The sequence below is a fragment of the Streptomyces sp. NPDC087859 genome, assembly GCF_044742595.1.
Lineage (GTDB): Bacteria > Actinomycetota > Actinomycetes > Streptomycetales > Streptomycetaceae > Streptomyces > Streptomyces canus_F.
Window position 1 is genome coordinate 171510 of the sequence record NZ_JBIUUU010000016.1, and the last position, 19982, is coordinate 191491.

Below are 19982 nucleotides of genomic sequence, written 5' to 3' on the forward strand. Positions count from 1 at the left end.
TGGTTCCGGTGGGCCGGTGCACGTCATCGGCTCCCGATCCGCCCTTCCGCACCACGGTCCTCCGTCGCGGGCCCTCGACAAAGCCCCTGGCCTGCGGCGGAGTTGGAAGCGAGAGGTTACCCTCCGGTCAATCCCGAAAGGGGATCCGGTAGGGCTATCATCACTCGCACACACGGTGCGTGACCGTCTGCCGACGCGACGCTGAACGGTGTCCGCCGCCCCCCATTGTGCCGCCGCCGGCCGAGGCCATCCCTCTTCGGCCTGAGGCGGGTTCACCCCCCACCCCTTACGCCGTCGAGGCCTGGTCGCCCTCGCGTCGTGCACGACGGAAAGCAGCTTCAGCATGAGCAACAGCAGGGGCAGAGGGTTGCAGGCCAACGCCCTCGGCACGTTCGACACGGTGGTGATGGCGGTCGCGGGAAGCGCCCCGGCCTACTCGATCGCCGCCACCACCGCCGTCCTTGTCGGCGCGGTGGGTCTCGCCAGCCCGGCCGCACTCCTGTACTGCGCGATCCCGATGCTGGGCATCGCGCTGGCGTTCAGCTATCTCAGCCGCATCGACGTGAACGCGGGCGCCAGTTACTCATGGGTGGGGCGAACTCTCCACCCGTTCCTGGGCTTTCTCAGCGGCTGGGCGCTGGTGGTGTCGGCGACCATCTTCATGGTGGCCGGTTCACTGCCGGCCGGTTCGATGACGCTCGCCCTGTTCGACGAGGGCCTCGCCGACGACACCGCGCTGTCCACACTCGTCGGCGCCGCCTGGTTCGTGGCCATGCTGCTGGTCGTGCTCGGCGGCGCCCGGCTCACCGTCCGCGCCCAGCTCCTGATGTCCGGCGTCGAGCTGGTGATACTGGCCCTGTTCGCGGTCCTGGCCTTCTTCCACACGGACAACGCCCGTGCCTTCGACTGGTCCTGGTTCGGCTTCGGCCAGTTCGACGGCATGGCCGGGTTCGCGTCCGGTGCGCTGATCGCCGCGTTCTACTACTGGGGCTGGGACGTGACCAGCAACCTCAGCGAGGAGACCCGCAACAGCCGCCGTACGACCGGACTCGCGGGCCTGATCGGGGTCGGCATCGTCTTCCTGCTGTTCGAGGTGTTCACCATCGCGGTGAACGTCGTGCTGTCCTCGACACAGGTCCGGGAGAACGAGGCCAACGTGCTCGCCGTGCTGGGCGAGGAGATCTGGCCGGGCTGGGGCGGCAAGCTGCTGATCGTCGCGGTGATGCTGTCCACCATCGCCACACTGGAGACCACGCTGATCCAGGTCACACGCTCACTGTTCGCGATGGGCCGCGACCGTACGATGCCGTCCGCGCTGGGCAGGGTGCACCGCGAGTGGAACACGCCCTGGGTCGCCATCGTCGTGGTCGGCGCGGTGGCGCTGGTGATGTTCATCGCCTCCAACGCGCTCGGCTCGGTGGGCGACATCCTCTCCGACGCGATCTCTGCGATCGGTCTGCAGATCGCCGTCTACTACGGTCTCGCGGGCCTCGCGGCCGTCGTCGCCTACCGCAAGATGCTGCTGAAATCCGCCGCCAACTTCTTCTTCGGCGGCCTGTGGCCACTGCTGGGCGCCCTGTTCATGTTCTGGATCTTCATCGAGTCGCTGGGCGAGCTCAGCCGGGCCGCCGTCACGATCGGCATCGGCGGACTCGCCGCCGGGCTGGTCCCGATGCTCTGGTACTGGAGGAAGGGCAGCGACTACTACCGGCCCGCCGCGCTGGACGCCACCCACACCATCGAGGCGGACTTCGTCCCCGCCGGGGCCGTGCCCGCGCAGTCCCGTGCCCACGAGGGTCTCTCCACCGACTTCTGAGGGGTGTGGCGATGACGCGGGATCGCTTCGCTCCCGACTTCGACCCCGACTGCGGGGACGTACCCCTCACCACGGCCCGCCAGGACATCGTCATCGGACGCTGGCAGGGTCTGAGGGAACTGCTGCGGGCGACCGGACCCGACTGGCCGGTACGCGGCCACCGGGTCCGACTGCTCGCCCAGGCCTGCGCGGGCAGTTCGACGGCGGAGTCATGGCTGGCCGCCGAACCGCACAGCGCCGACGCGCTGGTGCTGCGGGCGGCGACCGAGACGGCCCGGGCGTTCAACCTGGCGATCGCCGCGGGCCGCGGGGTGCCGATCGACCAGCACCGCGTCGACACCGCGGTGATGGCGAGCCTGCAGGCCGCCGACGCGTATCCGGAGGACCCCACCCCGTGGATCTCCCTGATCTCCGTGGCACGGCTGTACCCGGCGGGCGTCCGGAGGCAGGAACTGGCACGCTGGTGGGACGAGTTGCACCAACGCGACCCCTACAGCGTGGAGGGTCACCTCCAGGTGCTGCACTACTACTCGGCCCGCTGGCACGGCACCCACGGCCTGATGTACGACTTCGCCCGCGACGCGGCCGGAGTGGCACCGCCGGGCTGCGCGCTGCCGGTGCTGGTGCAGTACGCCCGGGTCGAGGAGTACCGGTTCGCGCTGGACGCGGCCAAGGGCCGGCAGTCCGCGGTGGCGCTCGCCCAGCACTGGAGCAACGACGGTGCCGTCAGCGACGTACGCCGCACCTGGCAGCGCTGGATCGCCGGCCGGCCCGAGGCCCCGGTCGCCCCCGCCGAGCTGCGTGACCTCAACTACCTGACGCACGCGGCCTGTCACGCGGGCCTCGCGGAGGTCGCGGGCCCGCTGTTCCGGATGCTGGGGCGGCGGGCCACCCGCACTCCCTGGTCCTACACCGGGGAGCCGGACAAGCAGATCGCCAAGTGGCGCAAGGAGGTGGGGGTGCGCGCCTGACGCGCTCGCCCCGGGTCCGGTCGCGGCCGGGGGGGTGAGTCAGGGCGTGGCGTTCGGGCCGTCCGGGCGGCTGCTGCGCCGCTCGACCATCTCCCGGGTGAGCTGCTCCGTCTCCGATTCCGGCAGCCGCTCGAAGCCGTCCTCGGTGATGACCGAGACGATCGGGAAGATCCGCCGGTTGAGGTCGGGGCCGCCGGTCGCGGAGTCGTCGTCCGCCGCGTCCCACAGGGCCTGGAGGGCGGCGAGCGCGGCGTCGCGTCGGGACATGCCCTTGTGGAACAGCTTCTTCAGCGCGCCCCGGGCGTAGGGCGAGCCGGAGCCCTCGGCGTGGAAGTCCGTCTTCTCGTACAGGCCGCCGGCGACGTCGAAGCTGAAGATGCGGCCCTTCTCCCCGTCGTCGGCCGTGTGGTCGTAGCCGGTGAGGAGGGGGACGACGGCGAGGCCCTGCATGGCCTGGCCGAGGTTCTGCCGGATCATGTTCGCCAGGCGCCGCGCCTTGGCGTTGAGGGACATCGGTGCGCCCTCGATCTTCTCGAAGTGCGTGAGCTCCACCTGGTACAGCTTCACCATGTCCAGGGCGAGACCGACGGTGCCCGCGAAGGCGACGGCGGTGTGGTCGTCGGCCGGATGCACCTTCTCCAGGTCGCGCTGGGCGATGAGGTTGCCCATCGTGGCCCTGCGGTCGCCTGCGAGCAGCACGCCGTCGCGGTAGGCGAGGGCCAGCACGGTGGTGCCGTGCGGGAACTGGTCAGGGGCGGCGCGCACGCCGTCGGGGAAAGGTCTGCGGGTGGGCAGCAGGGCAGGCCGGTGGGCGCCGAGGAACTCGGTGAAGGACGTGCTTCCCGGAGTGAAGAACTCCTCCCCCAGCCGTCCGCCGTGCTCGCTCTCCGTCATGCCGTTCCCCCTCGTGTCCCCGGTCCGACATCCGAGTCCTACCTGAAGCGGACGGACGGGAAACACGCGGCCGGGATCACAACTCACGCCCGGGACGCACCTGTTGTCCTCACAGGGCCTTGCGTCGCACCAGCACGCCGAGCACGACCAGGCCCGGCACCAGCGGCAGCCACACGGTCAGGAGCCGGTAGCCGAGTACGGCGGAGGCGGCCGCGGCGGCCGGGGCGCCCGCGGTGGTGAGGGCGAAGGCCAGGGCCGCGTCGAGGGATCCGAGGCCGCCTGGGGTGGGAAGCAGGGCGGCGGCACTGCTGGCGGCGAGATAGAGCAGCGCCACCCGGGCCGGCGGCAGGGGGAGCGCGACGGCCTGTGTGACGGCGATCAGGACGAGGGCGTGCAGGGCGGCGAAGGCCAGCGAGCCGCCCCACAGAGCGGCTGCCCGAGGCGGGTTGGCGTGCACGGCCCGGATGTCGGCGGCCACGGCGGCCAGGGCGCGCCGGCACCGCGGCCACGCCAGCACGCCGGCCGCGCAGACGACGGCGGCGAGGAGGGCGACGAGGATCGCTCCGGGCAACTGCGGTAAGCGCAGCACCCCCGGGCAGGCCAGCGCGAGCGCCACCACCAGGACGACCCGCACCACCGCGGCGGCGGTGCCCTTGACGGCGAGGGCGGTCGCCGCGCGGCCGGCCGACAGCCCGCAGCGCATGAGGAAGCGCAGGTTGACCGCGCCCGCGCCGAGCCCGGCGGGCAGCAGATGGTTGGCGGCGGAGGCCGCGAACTGCGCTGCCACAAGCCGTCCTTGGGGCAGGTGCCGGACGACCGCGCCCTGCTGGGCGAGCGCCGCGCAGACCCAGGTCGCGGCGGCGGCCGTGCCGCCCACCAGCAGCCAGCCCTGGTCGGCGACGGCGAGCCGCACCGCCCCGCGTTCGAGGACCGGCCAGTGCCGCTGGGCCAGGCAGACCGTACCCACCAGGACGACGAGGGAGAGTGCGGTGTGCCAGTAGACGCGTCTTCGACCTGGGGCGACGACGACCGGTTCGGACGTCATGGGCCGCCGTCCTCCCCCGCGGGTCCGATCCGCACCTGGAGCCCGTCGATCCGGTACGCGGCCCAGTCGCGGGCGTACCCGGCCGGGCCGCGGTGCTCCGGCACGAGGTGGGCGACCGGGATCCGGCGGGCGGTCTCCTGGATCTCCGCCGCCGTGGAGTTGGTGTTGGGGCCGCTGACCGCCGCGGAGGAGCAACCGGCGTAGTAGGCGATGGGGAGCGCCTCTTCTCCGGTGAGCAGACAGGGCGGCCGGACGCCCAGCCGGTGCAGGTCGGCCGCGGTGCGCTCCCAGGCCTGCCGGTCGGCGGTGCTGCGGCTGACGGTGCGGTCCAGGACCGCGAACTGCACGGCCAGGTGCCCGGCCAGCCCGAGCGCGACCAGGGTCGTGGCCACCGGTCGCCACTTGCCGCCCGGTGCCGTGACCAGGTGGAGCAGCCCGTCGGCGACCGGGATGGCCAGCAGCGCGTAGGTGGGCAGGAGGAAGCGGGGGGCCGCGTATCCGATCAGGAACAGGTACGGGAAGGCCGCCGACGCGGCGCAGGCCAGCGTGACGAGCGTGCGTGCGGTGCGGCCGGCCCGGACGGCGACGACGAGGCCGAGGAGGGCGAGCAGCGGAAGGACGTACCACCACACGGTGATCGCGGGGTGGGGCATCGAGCCCGTGCACGGCCGGCACAGGGTGCGCCCGACGAGGCTGCGCATCTGGTCGTCGACGGCGAGGTTCCAGCCGAGTCCGCCCTGGATGCGGGAGCCGTCGTGCAGTCGCTGCGCCAGACCGCCGTAGCTGAGGTACGCCTCCGCCACCCACTGGGCGGCGCCGAGGGCGGCTCCCGCGAGGAGGGCGGCGAGCAGGCGCCAATGGCGCAGCGCCACCGTGAGGGCGAGGAGGGGCAGGGTCACCCAGACGGCGTCGGTGGGCCGCATGAGCGCCATGAGGGCGGCACCCGCCGCGACACCCCACAGGTTGGCCGGGGCGCGCAGGAAGGAGCCGACGCAGACCAGCGCGCCGATCGCCACCCAGTAGTTGGGCATGGCCTGGGGGCCGTAGTAGACCGTCACCCACAGGGAGGCGAAGAGCGCCCCGGCGCCGGCGAGCACACGGGCCGGGAAGACCCCGCGCCAGACGCGCAGGGCGAGATAGAGCCCGATGCCCGACAGCACGGCCAGGTAGACGCGCAGCAGTGCGGTGGACGTCGACCAGGACGCGATGGGCGACACCAGCAGCGAGATGCCACGCGCGCGTGGTGCGCTGAAGTAGGAGGGTGGCGCCTGGGCACTGACCTGGCTGACGTACACGGTCTCGTCCCAGCCGAGGCCCATCCAGGGACGTACGAGGATCAACTGGGCGAGGACGAACGCACCGGCCACCACGGCGAGCAGAACGTCACCGCGGCGGTGCCGGGCCGTACAGGGCACGGTCGCCGTGTCGCGCCGTCGCACACTCACGAGCGTCGCGTTCGCGCCGTGCACCATCGTCCACCCCTTCGCCCCTACGCGTCGCAGGGTTCCTGAGACCCCATGGCCATGAGCTGGGGAAATAGAGAAAACACGGACAAAATAACCCGCGTCCGATCGGTGCGCAGCGCGAAGTTCGGCCAGGTGCCTGATATTTCGTCCGATTATCGGCGCAACCGTCGCGTCAGTCGTGCGGGAACGAGTGGTGCTCGTGGGCGACGAGCCAGCGGCCGTCCTGTTTGCGGAGCCCGAAGGTCAGGCGCAGGCGGAGGCCGGGGTGTTCGGCGAGTTCCTCGGGGGTCGCGCAGCGCAGGAGGGCGTGGGCGTAGGCGACCTCGGAGCCGGCGGTGACGTCGAGGGACTCGATGTCGAAGCAGGCACCCTGGGCCTGCCAGGCGAAGAAGGGCGGCCAGGCGGCGCCGTAGGCGGCCAGTCCGTGGATGCCGTGGTGGGGCGGCGGGACGTCGTACATGACGATGTCCTCGGCGTGGTCGGCCAGTACACCGTCGAGGTCGCCGCGGTGGACGGCGTCGGCCCAGTTCGTGATCAGGGTGCGGATCTGTGAGGCGTCGTCGGGCACGGTGGCGGCTCCCTCCTGTGTCCCCTCGCCATCCTCCCCGCCGCCCTGGGTCCCCGCGCGGCGGTGGGTGACACACTCTGCGGTGTGCCGCTGACATTCGACGACCTGCTCATCCGCGCCCGGGCCCTCGCGCGGGGCGACCGGCGCGCGATCCTCGGCATCGCGGGCAGCCCCGGCGCGGGCAAGACGACACTCGCCCAGATGCTGGTCCGGGAGCTGAACGCGGGCGCGGAGCCGTGGGTCGCGCACGTCCCCATGGACGGCTTCCACCTCGCCGACGTGGAACTGGACCGGCTCGGACTCGGCGACCGCAAGGGCGCGCCGGACACCTTCGACGCGGCGGGATACGCGGCGCTGCTGCGGCGGCTGCGCGCGGAGGACGAGGAGGACGGTGCCATCGTGTACGCGCCCGGTTTCGAGCGGGTGCTGGAGCAACCGATCGCCGCAGCCGTGCCGGTGCCGCCGACGGCCCGCCTGGTGGTGACCGAGGGCAACTACCTGCTGCTGGACACCGGTGCGTGGGCACGGGTGAGGCGGCAGCTGGACGAGGTGTGGTTCTGCGAGCTGGACGAGGCGGAGCGGATCCGGCGGCTGGTGGCCCGGCACGAGCGGTTCGGCAAGGAGCACGACGAGGCCGTGACATGGGTGCGGGGCACGGACCAGCGCAACGCCGACCTGGTCACGGCGACCCGGGACCGCGCGGACCTGGTCGTCCCCACCCGGGCCCTGGAACGCCGTCAGGCGGTGTCGTAGGCACTCCTCGCCCGCTCGACCTCGTCGAGGTGGTCGGCGGACCAGTCGGCGAGGTGCGCGAAGAGCGGGGCGAGGCTGCGGCCCAGTTCGCTGATCTCGTACTCGACCCTGGGCGGAACCTCGGGGTGATATGTGCGCACGACCAGCCCGTCCCGCTCCAACTGCCGCAGCCGCTGGGTGAGAACCTTCGGGGTGATCTTCGTGATGCGCCGCTCCAGCTCGACGAAGCGCTGGCGGCCGTGCGCGTGCAGGCTCCACAGGATCGGGGTGGTCCAGCGGCTGAACACGATGTCCACGACCGGGCCGATGGGGCAGGCGAGTGCGGGGTCGGTCGTCGCCTCGGCCTTCATGTGCATCCCTCCGAGATAGCCACTTTCCTCTAGGTACCTACTATATCCACGCTGTTAGCGTCCCTTCGTCGGCAACAACGCCGATTTCTCAAGGGAGTTGTTCATGATCGTGGTGACGGGGGCGACGGGCAACGTCGGCCGAGAGCTCGTGAGGACGCTGGCCGCCGACGGCACGCGGGTGACCGCGACGTCCCGGCGGATCGCCGACGGGGACGTGCCGCAGGGTGTCCGCGCATGGCCGGCGGATCTGGCGGACGCCGAGAGTCTCAGGGCCGTGCTCGACGGAGCCGACGCGCTCTTCCTCCATGACGGCGGCCTGTCCGCACACCTTCTCGACGTTCCGCATCTCATGGACGTCGCCAAGGCCGGCGGGGTCCGGCGGGTCGTCCTGCTGTCCTCGCTGGGAGTCGTGACCAGGCCGGAGTCGGTCTCGCACGGTGGCATCGGGCGGGCCATCGACGAGGCCGTACGCCAGTCGGGCCTGGAGTGGACGATCCTGCGGCCGAACGGTTTCCACTCCAACGCGTTCGCCTGGGCCGAGTCCGTGCGCGCCCAGCGCACCGTCGCCGCTCCGTTCGGCGACGTCGGCCTGCCCACGGTCGACCCCGCGGACATCGCCGCGGTCGCCGCGGTGGCGCTGCGCGAGGGCGGACACGCCGGACTGGCCTACGAGTTGACCGGCCCGGTCCCGGTCACGCCCCGTCAGCAGGCCGCGGCTCTCGGCACGGCGCTGGGCGAGCCGGTCCGGTTCGTCGAGCTGGGCCGGGACGAGGCCCGGACTCACTTGCTGCGCTTCATGCCCGAACCCGTGGCCGACACCACCCTCGACGTCCTGGGCTCCCCCACCCCCGCCGAACAGCGCGTCAGCCCCGACATCGAGCGCGTCACCGGCCGCGCTCCGGGCACGTTCGCCGACTGGGCGCGACGGAACGCCGCCGCGTTCCGGTAGGACTGAGCGCATGGGTCTGGACATCACCGTGCTCGCCGTCGACTGGCAGCGGCTGGCGGCGACACCGCGCGACGAGCGGCTCGGGCTGCTGGAGGACGCGGCGCTTCCCGAGGACGAGATCGACTGGGACGCCGAGCCGCGGAAGGGCTGGGCGTTCCCGGCGGCATCGAACGTGCCGTGGTGCGGGCGCTACGAGTTCCACAGCACTCCGGGCTCGTACAAGCCGCACTTCTGGGCGGGGCAGGCCTGGGAGGACGTACGGGACTTCGCCGACCCGGTGTTGCGGGAGCGGCTGAACGGGTTCCTGAGCCCGTTGCTCTGGGACGAGGACGACACCGGCCTCTTCCCGGCCGACCCCGACCCTCGGCGCCCCAAACTGCTGCTCGTCTGTCCCCCGCCGACCGTCTCCGCGCTGGCTGTCCACTGGGCCCTGGCGGAACCGCTGTTGGAGAGCCTGCGCGAGCCGTTCGCCACGCACGCGGCATCTCCGGGACGGTGGATCGAGGACTTCGACGAGTTCTCGGTACTGCTGCGCGAGTGGGCGGTGGTGGTGGGCGAGGCCGACCAGCGGGGCTGGGGACTGGTCGGCCTGCCGCTGTGATGCAGCAGGCTCTTGCGAGGAAACCCAGGCGTTTACGCCTGGGAGGAATCGCATCGTGTAGCGGCGGCGCGGAGCGTCGCAGCATCGAAGGGTTCGGACACGGAGTGCCCGCAGGGCTGTGCGGCGGAGCCGGACACTGCTCGCGCCTCAGCCGGGGCGTTTCTGGTTCTCGATGTATTCCTTGACCACGGTGAGAGGGGCTGCGCCGACAGAGGCGGCGAAGTAGGAGGGGGATCAGAAGTGTTCGCCCCACAGGTAACGCTGGATGTGCTCGGGGAACTCCTGGCGCAGGCGGCGGGCCGAGACGCCCTTGAGGGAGCCGACCAGTCGGGACAGGGCGACCTTGGGCGGGTAGTGCGCCAGCAGGTGGACGTGGTCGCGCTCGCTGGGCATCGTGAACATCGCCACCACCTCGGACGGCCAGATCATGGCCGGGCGTGCCCTGAACCGGGGACGGCTGCGCGAACGCACACTACGGACCAAGCTGCAGCGCAAGAACACCCCGTCCGCCAGGCGCCGGCTGAAGAAACGCAGGCGCAAGGAGACACGGCGGGCCAAGGACATCAACCACAAGATCGCGAAGCATGTGGTGGCCGAGGCAGAACGCACCGGACGCGGAATCGCCCTTGAAGACCTGACGGGCATCCGTGAACGGGTACGGCTTCGCAAGCCCCAACGGGCCACCCTCCACAGCTGGACGTTCGCCCAGCTGGGGCAGTTCATCGCGTACAAGGCCCGCCACGCGGGGGTACCGGTGGTGTACGTCGATCCGGCATACACCTCCCGCACCTGTTCCGAATGCGGCCACATCGACAAGGCGAACCGGGTCTCGCAGGCCTGGTTCGCGTGCCGGAACTGCGGATTCGTTGATCACGCAGACCGCAACAGCTCCCGCAACATCCGCGCTCGCGCGGAAGAGTTGTGGCGACGCGGGGCGCAGTCAACCGCCCCAGACCCACCCCCGACACCCGAGGGCGGGACCAGACGCAAGCGCAGCACCACACCCAGTGGCGCCCGCTGCGCAAGCCCATCGCTTTAGCGACGGGTAGTTGACAGGTGCAGCGTCAGCTCCGGTTCGCCGTGGGCGTCGCCCGCGATGTCACCGATCACGGCGGTGAACGCCTCGGTCCGGACCGTCAGGCCCTCGGCACCCTGCTCGACCGTCACCGTGCACGCGCCGCCGGGGCCGTAGCGCACCGCGAAGACATGCAGGTCCTCCGGGGCGTCCGGTACCGGGGCGGCCTCCAGCGCCGTCGAGGAGACCAGATGGCTCCAACCCTCGTCGGGGTTCCCGTAACCGCGGGGGTCCTCGGCGAGGGCGAAGGCGGCCTGCTGCTGGGTGGTCTCCGAGCGGGCGTCGAAGTGGTCGGCGCCCTCCGACCGCGGGTGGGTCAGGCGGAGTTCGCCGACGGAGGCGACCCGGGCCTCGGCGGTCCGGCGGACCCGGTCGCCGTCGTCCGCGGCGTAGGGCATCCCGGCGAGCAGATACGGCGTGCCGGGCAGGCGCTCCACGGCGACCGTCACCCACAGGCTCGTGCCGTCGGTGACGTACAGGGACCGCACGTGCCGCAGGACGTGGTCGCGGCCGACGACCGGCTTGGTGACCAGCTTGGCCGCCAGGCTCTCGGCGCGGACGTCACGGACGCGGACCTCGCCCATCGGGCGGCAGAACAGGAAGCCGTCGACGACCGGGCCGTACCCGTGCTGCCGGTTGACGGCGGCGGGCAGGTAGTACGTGCCGTCCGCCTCGGTCACGGACGGGGTCATGTGGCTGTCGAAGGCCACCGACACGGTTCCCAACCGGAGTTGATGACGGGCGGGCTCGGCCGACGGAGTACGGTGCCAGCGCGTCGTGTCCTCGGTCTGCCAGACCAGCATCCACGCGAAGTGCCCGTCGACCCCGCCGTCCGCCTTCACCGCATGCCGGGCCCAGCGGCTGTCGCCCCGGTAGCGGCCCAGGTCGGAGCCGATCCGGGCGCCGAAGTAGCGCAGTCCCAGGACCGACTCGAACGCGGAGTGCTGCTCGCTGTAGCGGGGGCCGCCGTTGTCGAAGCCGCCGCCCGTCAGCCGGGCGTCGATGTAGCGGGCGAGGGCGTCGCCGTCCTCCGCGAAGATCTCCTCGCCGCTGACCCGATGGGCCTGGGCGAGGAAGGACAGGGAGATCGGGCCGTAGTTGTTGTCGTAGGCGCCACCGTGCTCGGGGGGCAGCAGGGCGCCGCGGTCGCGGACCCGGTGGGCGCGGATCCTGTCGACGTACAGGTCCACGGCGTGCCCGCGGACCGACTCCCGTTCCGGGGACGGCAGATGGCTCGCCAGCATCAGCCCGCCCACGACACAGCCGATCGCCTGGTTGCCCGCTTCCTGCGGGTTGAAGAACGTCGCCTCGGTCAGCCAGCGCCAGTAGCCGCGCGCCACCTCGACCAGCTCGCCGCGCTGCGCGTCGTCGACGAGACCGTCCGCGGCGTCCAGCAGATTGACCGCCTGGAGCAGCGCCCACACCGTGCTGGGCCAGTCCCCGATGGGGTGCGCTCCGGCCTCGAGGGTGTAACGGGCGTACGGCAGACCGGAGTTGCGGACCCTCAGGTTCGGATAGCCGGGGTTGTCCTCGACGTACACCCGCTCGCGCAGATGGAAGGCGAGGCTGCGGCGCACCGCCTCCGGCAGCCGCGGGTCCTTGGTGCGCTGCCAGGCGAACGCGAGGAGCGAGGTGATGCCGAGGGAGGTGTCGCCGATGTCGTCGACACAGTCGGGGTGTTCGAGGTTGCCCTCCGGCGTGAGCCGGGCCAGGGCCTGCTCGACGACGTCGGCGAGGACGGCGTCGTACGCCTCCGGGGTGTCCGGGAGGTCGTGGAGCGGGCCGCGCTGGTGGAGGAGGTGCACGGGTGGATCAGCCCTTCATGCCTGAGATGTGGCGCGCAGTGTGAGGGTCAGTGTCTGCGGTCCGTGCCCACCGAGGTAGACGCGGTTCCCGGTCGTCGCGTCGGTGCCGCCGACCACGGTGTAGTCCTGCCCCGGGTCGTAGCGCAGTACGTCGCTCCGGTCCGGTCCGGCGAGCGGTTCGCCCGTCTCGACGGCGACCTCGACCCGGATCTCGTCGTCGCCGACGCGGTAAGTCAACGGCTCGGTCGTCATGCACCAGCTTCCGTCGCCGAGCGGTACGGCGCCCTGCGGCTCGCCGCCCGGCCGGAAGGTCAGTTCGAGGGCCCAGGGCACCGCCGGGCCGCTGATGTCGATCCGCAGGTCGGCCCCGTCCTCCCGCAGGTCGACCTCGACTCGGGTCGTGTGGGAGACCTCGTCCTGAGGGCGGTCGGGGAAGGCCATCGCCGCGGAGAAGCGACCTTCGTCCACCAGGCGGTAGGCGCCGTCGTCGCGCCTCCGGTCCTTCGGGAGCGGCTGGTAGTAGGCGGCGGTGAGGGTTTGGGTGAGCCGGTACCGGTTGTCGGCGAGCTGTTCCATGTCGGCGGCACGGAACGGGCCCAGGTCGAAGAACGCCCGCGAGACGCGGACCGCGTCGAGGACGGCGGCACCGGCGAACAGCCGCAGGAAGGTGGGGTTGCAGGCGAGGCCCGAGCGGATGCGCCGGTGCTCGGGCACGTCGGAGCCGCCGTACACCACGGTGTGCGCGGTGGCCGAGACGTGTGCGGCGAGGCGTGCGGTGGGAAGGTACCGGTCGCGCGGGAGCTTCTCCGCGTCCGGGGCCGGCAGGGCGCGGCACAGATCCGGGGTGAGGAGGGCCTGGGCGAGCAGGTCGGGGTCGTCGATGCCGTCGGCGGCCGCCAGGCGGGCCGCGCGGGCGAAGTCGCCCCGGCCGGTACGGATCGCGAGCAGTCGGTAGTGCGGCAGGTAGGGCCACAGCGCGAACGAAAGCTTCTGGTCCTGGCGGCGCGAGTGGACGGTCTCCACCGTGCCGTCCGGCCTGATCAGGTCCAGGGTCGCGGCGAGGTTGCGTTCGACGGCGTCCAGCAGGTCGGTACGCCCGAGCACCTCGGCCAGCAACAGCAGCGCCGGGTTGGTCACGATGGACGCGTAGACGGCGCTGCGTTCCGAGTACAGGCCCTCGGTGTCGATGTCGACGCCCTCGGCGAGCCACTCCTCGACGCGGGTGAGCAGCCGGTCGTCGGGGAAGGACCGGTGCAGACGGGCGAGCGCCGCGGACAGCTCCCAGCGGTGGTTCGGGGTGTGCACGCCGCCGGTGAGGAGACTGCCGGTGGCGGCGTCGGCGATCTCGGCGAGCGCTTCCGTGACGTCGCGCAGTTCCGGCCCCGCGCCGGCGGCGAGGACGTGCGCGTCGCACACGTCGTTGACGGTGAAGGCGGAGTCCGGCGGCGACTGCACGTTGTCGCCGCCCGCGAAGAGGCCGGAGGCCGTCTGCGCGGCCCGCAGGGCGCGGAGGTGGGTCATCGTGGCGGCGACGGCCTGTTCGCTGCCGTGCAGCGCCGAATCCGGGGAGCGGTAGGCCGCCACCAGGGTCTTCACCCGGCGGGCCAGGGCTCGGTGGGTCACCCCGGCGGGTTCCACGTGCGGGCCGGCCGCGAGCGGGGCGGCCGGCCCGTCGGCCGCGCGGGCGACCGCGCGGACGAACTCGTGGTCGAGCGGGCTGGGCAAGGTCAGTCCTTCAGGCCGGCGTTGATGTCGGCGCTCATGACGTACCGCTGGAACACCAGGAAGACGGCGATCAGCGGGATCATGGAGATGACCGATCCGCCGAGCAGCACCGACCAGTTGATGTTCTGTGCCCCGACGAGGCTCTGGATGCCGATCTGCACGGTGAACTTGTCGGGGTCGTTGAGCATCAGCAGCGGCCAGATGTAGTCGTTCCACCGCCACTGGAACGACAGGATGGCGAGCGTCAGCATGATGGGCCGGGAGATCGGCACCATGATCCTCAGGAAGATCGACAGCTCACGCGCCCCGTCGATGCGGGCGGCCTCGATGAGTTCGTCGGGCACCGTCAGGAAGAACTGGCGGAACATGAAGCATCCGGTCGCGGTGAGCACCGCCGGGAGGATGATGCCGCCGAAGGAGTTGTAGAGGCCGAGGTCGCGGACGACCAGGAACTCCGGGGCGAGCATGACCTCGGACGGCAGCATCGTGGTGGCGAGGATGCAGATGAAGAAGAACTTGAGCCACTTGTTGTCGTACTTGGCCAGGGCGTACCCGGTGCAGCAGCTGGCTCCCACGGTGAGGACCGTCGTGACCACGCACACGAGGGCCGTGTTGACGAAGTACTGGGAGAAGTTGGCGCTGTCCCACGCCGCCTTGTAACCCGACAGGGTGGGGTCGTGCGGAAGCACCGTCAGCGGGAGGGAGAACAGGTCTCCCGCCGGCTTGAAGGAGCTGAGGACGAACCACAGCACCGGCAGCCCGTAGAGGGCGGCCAGGATCCACAGCAGTGTCGTCGCGGGCACCGCGCGCCGGAGCCCGCCGCTGCTCACCCCGCGGGGCCGCTTCTTGGAGACGGCCCGTACGGAAGCGGCGTCGGTCTTACGCGGCGTGTCTGTGGTGGTCATCGGTTCTCCATCCGCCGGTTGACGATCAGCTGGATGATCGCGACGGCCATCAGGATGAGCATGAGCACGAACGACGCGGCGCTCGCGTAGCCGATCTGGCCCGTTTTGAAGCCGGTTTGGTAGATGTACTGGACCATCAGGTTGTTGGACGTTCCCGGTCCGCCGTTGTTGAGAGCGAGGAAGAGCGGGTATTCCTTCATCGCGTTGATCGTGTTGAGCAGGATGACGATGAAGGAGGTCGGCGCGATGCTCGGCAGGGTGATGCTGATGAACTGGCGCCAGGGGCCGGCACCGTCGAGTGAGGCCGCCTCGTAGTACGAGGTGGGCACGTTCTTGATCGCCGCGATGAACAGCAGCATCGAGAAGGCCGTGCCCCACCAGGCGCCCGCCATCACGACCACGCCCAGCGACAGGTCCGCGTTCGACTGCCACGCGATCGGGTCCCCGCCGAGCTTCTCTATGACGTAGTTGATCAGTCCGAAGTTCTCACCGAACAGCCACCGCCACAGCACGCCCACGACGATGGGCGAGATGAGCCACGGGATGAAGAAGACGACACGGGCGATCGACGCCCCCTTGGCCTGCTTGCTGACCACCAGGTTGGCGATGAGCAGCGAGAGCACGAAGTTCAGCGGAACGACGAGCACGGCGTAGAGCAGTGTCCGGCCCAGCGCGTCGTAGAAGATGGAGTCGCCGAACAGGTTCTGGTAGTTGTCCAGACCGACGAACTGGAACGCCCCTACGCCCGTGTAGTTCGTGAAGGAGTAGACGAGCCCGATCACCGCCGGCCAGACGAAGAACAGCGAGAAGAGCACGACATTGGCCGCGATGAGGACGAGCGGCGCAAGGGTGTACTTACTGCGTCTCCTGGGCGGGCTCACGGACACGTCCGAGGCGCGTTTTGTCATCTTCCTGACTCCGTGCTGGTGGATGGGATTGCGGTGGGCTCATGCCATGGGCCCGGCATCATGCGGCGCCCAGGGCCGGGCGGCGGTGGGTCGTCCCCGCCGCCCGGCCCTGTGGCCGACGATCAGCCGCCGACCTGCTGGTTGTAGCCGTCCACGATGTTCTGCAGGGCCTTGTCGGCCGACTGCTGGCCGTTGATCGCCTTGCCGAGCTCCGTCTTGGTCGGGTCCTCGGTGAGGCTCTTGCCCTTCAGCACCCAGTTCGTCTGCGCGCTGTTGAAGTAGCCGGAGATCGGGGCGTAGAGCGGGATCGACTCGTTGTAGAGCTTGAACGCCGCCTGCGCCGCCTCGGACTTGAAGGGGTACGTCGGGTTCAGACCGCTCTCGACGGGCAGGAACCCGGACGCCTCGCACAGGGCCTTGTAGTGGGCCGGCTCGTACAGCCAGGACAGGAACTTCGTCGCGGCCTTGGACGCGTCCGCGTTGTTGTTGAAGCCCACCGTCATGCCGCCGCTGTTGACGTCGCTGGCCTGCACCGGCTGGGCGGGAGTCGGGACGCTGGCCCACTCGAACTTCGTGATGCTGTCCGCGAAGGCGGGAACCTGCCACACGCCGGACCAGTAGGCGACGACGTCACCGCTCTGGAACATGGCCGCCGGGTCGGCGCCGCTGGTCCACACCGACTTCGGCATGACCTTGTTGTCGTTCCATCCGACGAAGGTGTTCACGGCCTTCTTGGTCGCCGCGTCCACCGAGAACTTGCCGGAGGAGTCCGCGTGGACGTACTGGCCGCCCATCTCGTACACCATGGCGCGCAGCCGCGACGGCGACTGGTCGAACGTCAGGGAGTACTTGGCGTCGGTCTTCTCCCGGACCTCGTTCGCCGCCTTGATGAAGTCGGTCCAGGTCCAGGTCTTCGAGGGCGAGGTCGGGAAGGAGACACCGGCCTTCTCGAAGAGCGACTTGTTGATGAACATGCCGGACGCGGTGACGTCCGAGGGGATGGACAGCACCTTCCCGGACGAGTCCTTGGCGACGAAGTTGGCGTTGATCTTGTTCGTCTTGTTGTTGGCGATGGAGCTGAGGTCGATCAGCTTGTTCGACCAGATCGGGTCCAGCGCCGGCACGGCCGCCACGTCGGGCAGCGAGTTCGCCTGCGCGGCGTTGTGCAGCTTCGTCGTGTAGCCGTCGTAGGGGATGTTGACGAGCTTGACGGAGACGCCGGTCTCCTTCTTGTACTGCGCCACCATCTTCTTCCAGCCCGCGTCCTGCCCCGGAACCGTGGAGATCCAGAACGTCAGCGACTTGGAGGTACCGCCCGAGTCGGAGCCCCCTCCGCAGGCGGAGAGCAGCAGGGCGCCTGCCGAAACCGCGGCAGCGAGGGGAACCATGCGGCGCATGCCACGGCCGAGTCGGCGTGAGCGCCGTACACCTACATTGGTCATCTTCGATCCCTTTTTCGTCGCAGGGGACGGAGCACGGCGCCGATCATGGCGGCACGGGTGCATTTTGCAGGAGAAGTCACTTTCCGGGGGCGCGGCCTCGCCCGGCCGCGTCATCCTGACGGGCGAGGATCCCCGGCCTTCATGGCCGTCACCGCACGGGCACGCCCTCGTGCGGTTGCCGTACGTCGAGTACGGGCGGGACGCTCGCTCCAAGCCGGCGTCCCGGCCGACTTAGAAAGCGCTTGTCCGGACATTGGCAGACCAAGCCGGAACCCGTCAATCCTTGGCCCGCGCCACATCGGTCACGGTTTGGACTCCCCGGGCCACGGCGAGCCGGGAAGCGCCCACGACGGTGCCGAGATCACCCACCGTGCTGCTCACCACCTCGGTGGGCCAGCTCAGCCGCGCCATCTCCGCCCGCACTCCCGCCAGGAGCAGGGGATCGGCACCGGTGCTGCCGCCCAGCACGATCAGTCCGGGGTCCAGTACGGCGGTCACCGCGGCGGCCAGCCGGCCGATGTCGGCGGCGTGACGGGCCACGACTGTACGGGCCGCCGCCCGGCCCTCCTGGGCCAGCGCGAAGAGCTCGTCCGGGGTACGCGGGCAGGGCCCGTCGGCCTCCGGCCAGGCCTCGGCGGCCCGGCGTACCAGCGAGCGGGCGCCGATGTACTCCTCCAGGGCCTCCTGACGCGGCTCCACGCCCTCGTCCCAGGGGTAGGGCAGCCGGGCGAGCTCACCGGCGGCCCCGTTGGCCCCGCGCAGCACCTGGCCGCCGACCACGATGCCGAGACCGATACCGACGCCGATCCGCAGATAGCCGAAGGAGGCGCGGCCCCGGGCGGCGCCCTCGTGCAGCTCGGCCAGCGCGGCGCAATTGACGTTGTTCTCGAGATGGACCGGGACGCCCTTCGGCAGGGCGACGGCCATGGCGTCGAAGACGGGCCCGGCCTTGGCGGTGGCGGGGCGGGCCCCCGCGCCGTCCTGCTCCGCGGTGACATCACCGACGGCGACGACGATGGAGCGCAGCGGAGCGCCGTCGGGCAGCGCGAAGACGGCCTCGCGCACGACGTCGGCCGCCTCGTCCCGGGAGCCGGTGGCCTGGGCGAGCAGGGTGCCGTCCAGGGCGCAGCCGCGCACCCGGGTGAGGGCGGGGCCGAGGTCGACGGCGAGCACCGCTCCGGCGGCCGGTCCCAGACCGTATACGGCGGCGGAGCGCCCGGTGGCGCCGGAGGCGGTGCCGGAGTGGGCGGCGAGGCGGGCGCTCTCGAGTTCCGCGACGGCGGAGGACACCGTCGGCTTCGACAGGCCCGCCAGGCTCGCGAGCTGCGGGCGGGTAGCCGTGCCGGCCTGTGCCAGCACGGCGAACACAGCGCTGGCGCTCTCGGTCAGACGGGGGGCTTCCGCCACGTCGTGTTCCACAGTTCTCCCACAGAGGTCGAGCGCCGCGCCCCGGGTCGAAGCGTCTTCACGGAATGCGGCGATGGGATGCCATGACGTCACGCGTTCCCGCCCCGCAGCGGCCCTGCGGTGGTCGAGTGCGCGATTTCTCTTGACGCACTGTACTTCGTTAGTTAACTTCCTAACGAACGTCACGGTACTCGCCTGCCGTGGTCCGTCAGAGGCCCGTCCCGGGGCTTCCCTAGTTCTTCAACTGCCCTTCCTCCGGCACGGTTTCGCCCGCCGTCGCATGCTTCAGCGCACCGACGAAAGAGGATCCGTGCAGGACGCCACACCCTCTGGCCCGCTCGTGGTCGGTATCGACGTGGGCGGCACCAAGACGCATCTGCGCGCCTTCGCGGGCGACACCCCGGTCGCCGACCACGTCCGCTCCAGCAGCGGCTGGCGGCCGCACGACCCCGTGACCGCCGCCGGCTGGCTCGCCACGCTGGCCGCCGACGCCCTGCCGGCGGGCGCCCGCCCGTCCGCTCTGGCGGTCGGCGGACATGCCTGCGAGACCCCCCGCCAGTGCGCCCAGATCCGCACCGCCCTGCAACTCCACTTCGACGCGCCCGCGCTGGTCGTGGGCGACGCCGAACTCCTCGTGCCCGCGGCGGGCCTGGACAAGGGGGTCGGCCTGGTGGCCGGTACCGGTTCGGTCGCCGTGGGCCGCTTCCCCGACGGACGCCCGGCTCAGGTCGGCGGCTGGGGTGCGGTCCTCGGTGACGAGGGCGGCGCCGCCGGTCTCGTCCGTGAGGCCGCACGCGCCGTCTGGGCGGCCCATGACCGCGGCGAGGAGCCCGACGCGCTCGCGCACGGCCTCGTCGCCTCCTTCGGAGTCGCCGAAGTCCCCGCGATCGGGGCGGCGATGGAAGCCGCCAAGGACATCTCCGCCGAGTGGGGCCGGCACGCCCCGGCCGTGTTCGCCGCCGCCGAGGCGGGCTCACCGCTCGCCCTGGCGGTCATCGAGGAGGGCGGCCGCTCGCTGGCCGCGCTCGTCGGACGGCTCGCCGCACGCGGAGTCGCGGTGGACGACGTGGTGGTCGCGGGCAGCACCGTCCTCGCCCAGTCGGTCCTCTACGACGCCTTCACCTCCGCCCTCTCGGACAGGGTGCCCACAGCCAGGCCACAGCCGCTGGGGGTGCCGCCGGTCGAGGGGGCGGTGGCGCTGGCGCGTTCACTCCTGTGACACCCGCCGGACGCCGGGCCCACCCCCGTCCGACACGACTCGCCCGTAGATCTTCGCTCGTAGGCCTCATGGGGCACCCCGCG

At 71.1% G+C, this 19982-nt stretch carries 17 protein-coding genes and 2 pseudogenes; 7 read left to right on the top strand and 12 right to left on the bottom strand.

All coding sequences use genetic code 11. The features are described from left to right. Nucleotides 1-343: 343 nt before the first annotated feature. Nucleotides 344-1816, top strand: a complete 1473-nt coding sequence (locus ACIOHP_RS35340; RefSeq protein ID WP_401893789.1) for an APC family permease — start codon at nucleotides 344-346, stop codon at nucleotides 1814-1816. Between the two features lie 11 nt (nucleotides 1817-1827). Beyond that, nucleotides 1828-2787, top strand: coding sequence for a hypothetical protein (locus tag ACIOHP_RS35345; RefSeq protein WP_401893791.1), 960 nt, complete (start codon nucleotides 1828-1830; stop codon nucleotides 2785-2787). A 39-nt stretch (nucleotides 2788-2826) separates the two neighbouring features. On the opposite strand, the gene prcB is transcribed toward ACIOHP_RS35345, so the two are convergent. The 4 genes from prcB to ACIOHP_RS35365 all read right to left on the bottom strand — a co-directional run bounded on the left by prcB (nucleotide 2827) and on the right by ACIOHP_RS35365 (nucleotide 6760). Further along, entirely contained in the window at nucleotides 2827-3681 is an 855-nt protein-coding gene (prcB, locus tag ACIOHP_RS35350; RefSeq protein ID WP_401893792.1) for a proteasome subunit beta, read from the bottom strand. A 109-nt stretch (nucleotides 3682-3790) separates the two neighbouring features. Then, nucleotides 3791-4726: a lysylphosphatidylglycerol synthase domain-containing protein gene (locus ACIOHP_RS35355; protein ID WP_401893793.1), complete on the bottom strand. Its 936-nt coding sequence runs from the start codon at nucleotides 4724-4726 to the stop codon at nucleotides 3791-3793. Next, a complete protein-coding gene (locus tag ACIOHP_RS35360) occupies nucleotides 4723-6198 on the bottom strand; it encodes a hypothetical protein (RefSeq protein ID WP_401893795.1) in 1476 nt (491 codons plus the stop codon). Before ACIOHP_RS35360 ends, ACIOHP_RS35355 begins: the two co-directional genes overlap by 4 nt. A gap of 166 nt (nucleotides 6199-6364) precedes the next feature. Then, complete coding sequence (locus ACIOHP_RS35365; protein ID WP_361551673.1) at nucleotides 6365-6760, bottom strand: SgcJ/EcaC family oxidoreductase; 396 nt, start codon at nucleotides 6758-6760, stop codon at nucleotides 6365-6367. Nucleotides 6761-6844: 84 nt separating this feature from the next. On the opposite strand from ACIOHP_RS35365, the gene ACIOHP_RS35370 reads away from it, so the two are divergent. Further along, on the top strand, nucleotides 6845-7513 hold the full coding sequence (locus tag ACIOHP_RS35370) for a nucleoside/nucleotide kinase family protein (RefSeq protein ID WP_401893796.1): 669 nt from the start codon (nucleotides 6845-6847) through the stop codon (nucleotides 7511-7513). Here ACIOHP_RS35370 and ACIOHP_RS35375 read toward each other — a convergent pair. Further along, nucleotides 7498-7863: a helix-turn-helix domain-containing protein gene (locus tag ACIOHP_RS35375; RefSeq protein ID WP_361493041.1), complete on the bottom strand. Its 366-nt coding sequence runs from the start codon at nucleotides 7861-7863 to the stop codon at nucleotides 7498-7500. The genes ACIOHP_RS35370 and ACIOHP_RS35375 overlap by 16 nt on opposite strands. A gap of 103 nt (nucleotides 7864-7966) precedes the next feature. On the opposite strand from ACIOHP_RS35375, the gene ACIOHP_RS35380 reads away from it, so the two are divergent. Both ACIOHP_RS35380 and ACIOHP_RS35385 read left to right on the top strand, forming a co-directional pair. Beyond that, nucleotides 7967-8812: an NAD(P)H-binding protein gene (locus ACIOHP_RS35380; RefSeq protein ID WP_401893798.1), complete on the top strand. Its 846-nt coding sequence runs from the start codon at nucleotides 7967-7969 to the stop codon at nucleotides 8810-8812. Between the two features lie 10 nt (nucleotides 8813-8822). Beyond that, nucleotides 8823-9413 (top strand): hypothetical protein, encoded by a 591-nt coding sequence (locus ACIOHP_RS35385; protein WP_401893799.1) that lies wholly within the window; start codon nucleotides 8823-8825, stop codon nucleotides 9411-9413. A gap of 147 nt (nucleotides 9414-9560) precedes the next feature. On the opposite strand, the pseudogene tnpA reads toward ACIOHP_RS35385, so the two are convergent. Continuing rightward, nucleotides 9561-9797: pseudogene (gene tnpA, locus ACIOHP_RS35390) on the bottom strand (IS200/IS605 family transposase); the annotation flags it as partial. A gap of 1 nt (nucleotide 9798) precedes the next feature. Here tnpA and ACIOHP_RS35395 point away from each other — a divergent pair. Then, nucleotides 9799-10452: pseudogene (locus ACIOHP_RS35395) on the top strand (RNA-guided endonuclease InsQ/TnpB family protein); the annotation flags it as partial. Here the strand turns inward: ACIOHP_RS35395 and ACIOHP_RS35400 are convergent. From ACIOHP_RS35400 to ACIOHP_RS35425, 6 genes are all read right to left on the bottom strand, one after another. After that, nucleotides 10449-12293 (bottom strand): hypothetical protein, encoded by a 1845-nt coding sequence (locus ACIOHP_RS35400; RefSeq protein ID WP_401893800.1) that lies wholly within the window; start codon nucleotides 12291-12293, stop codon nucleotides 10449-10451. The pseudogene ACIOHP_RS35395 and the gene ACIOHP_RS35400 overlap by 4 nt on opposite strands. Before the next feature lie 15 nt (nucleotides 12294-12308). Then, nucleotides 12309-14018 carry a hypothetical protein gene (locus ACIOHP_RS35405; RefSeq protein ID WP_401893802.1) on the bottom strand — a complete coding sequence of 570 codons (1710 nt, stop codon included), beginning with the start codon at nucleotides 14016-14018 and terminating at the stop codon, nucleotides 12309-12311. Between the two features lie 2 nt (nucleotides 14019-14020). Next, a complete protein-coding gene (locus ACIOHP_RS35410; protein ID WP_401893804.1) occupies nucleotides 14021-14923 on the bottom strand; it encodes a carbohydrate ABC transporter permease in 903 nt (300 codons plus the stop codon). After that, nucleotides 14920-15831 carry a sugar ABC transporter permease gene (locus ACIOHP_RS35415; RefSeq protein WP_361551651.1) on the bottom strand — a complete coding sequence of 304 codons (912 nt, stop codon included), beginning with the start codon at nucleotides 15829-15831 and terminating at the stop codon, nucleotides 14920-14922. Before ACIOHP_RS35415 ends, ACIOHP_RS35410 begins: the two co-directional genes overlap by 4 nt. Nucleotides 15832-15953: 122 nt before the next feature. Next, the gene (locus tag ACIOHP_RS35420) at nucleotides 15954-17273 is read right to left on the bottom strand and encodes an extracellular solute-binding protein (RefSeq protein ID WP_361551648.1); all 1320 of its coding nucleotides are present in this window, start codon (nucleotides 17271-17273) and stop codon (nucleotides 15954-15956) included. Between the two features lie 276 nt (nucleotides 17274-17549). Beyond that, a complete protein-coding gene (locus tag ACIOHP_RS35425) occupies nucleotides 17550-18680 on the bottom strand; it encodes an ROK family transcriptional regulator (RefSeq protein ID WP_361551645.1) in 1131 nt (376 codons plus the stop codon). Nucleotides 18681-18960: 280 nt separating this feature from the next. Here ACIOHP_RS35425 and ACIOHP_RS35430 point away from each other — a divergent pair, with 280 nt between their 5' ends. Next, a complete protein-coding gene (locus tag ACIOHP_RS35430) occupies nucleotides 18961-19899 on the top strand; it encodes an N-acetylglucosamine kinase (protein WP_401893806.1) in 939 nt (312 codons plus the stop codon). Nucleotides 19900-19982 lie beyond the last annotated feature (83 nt).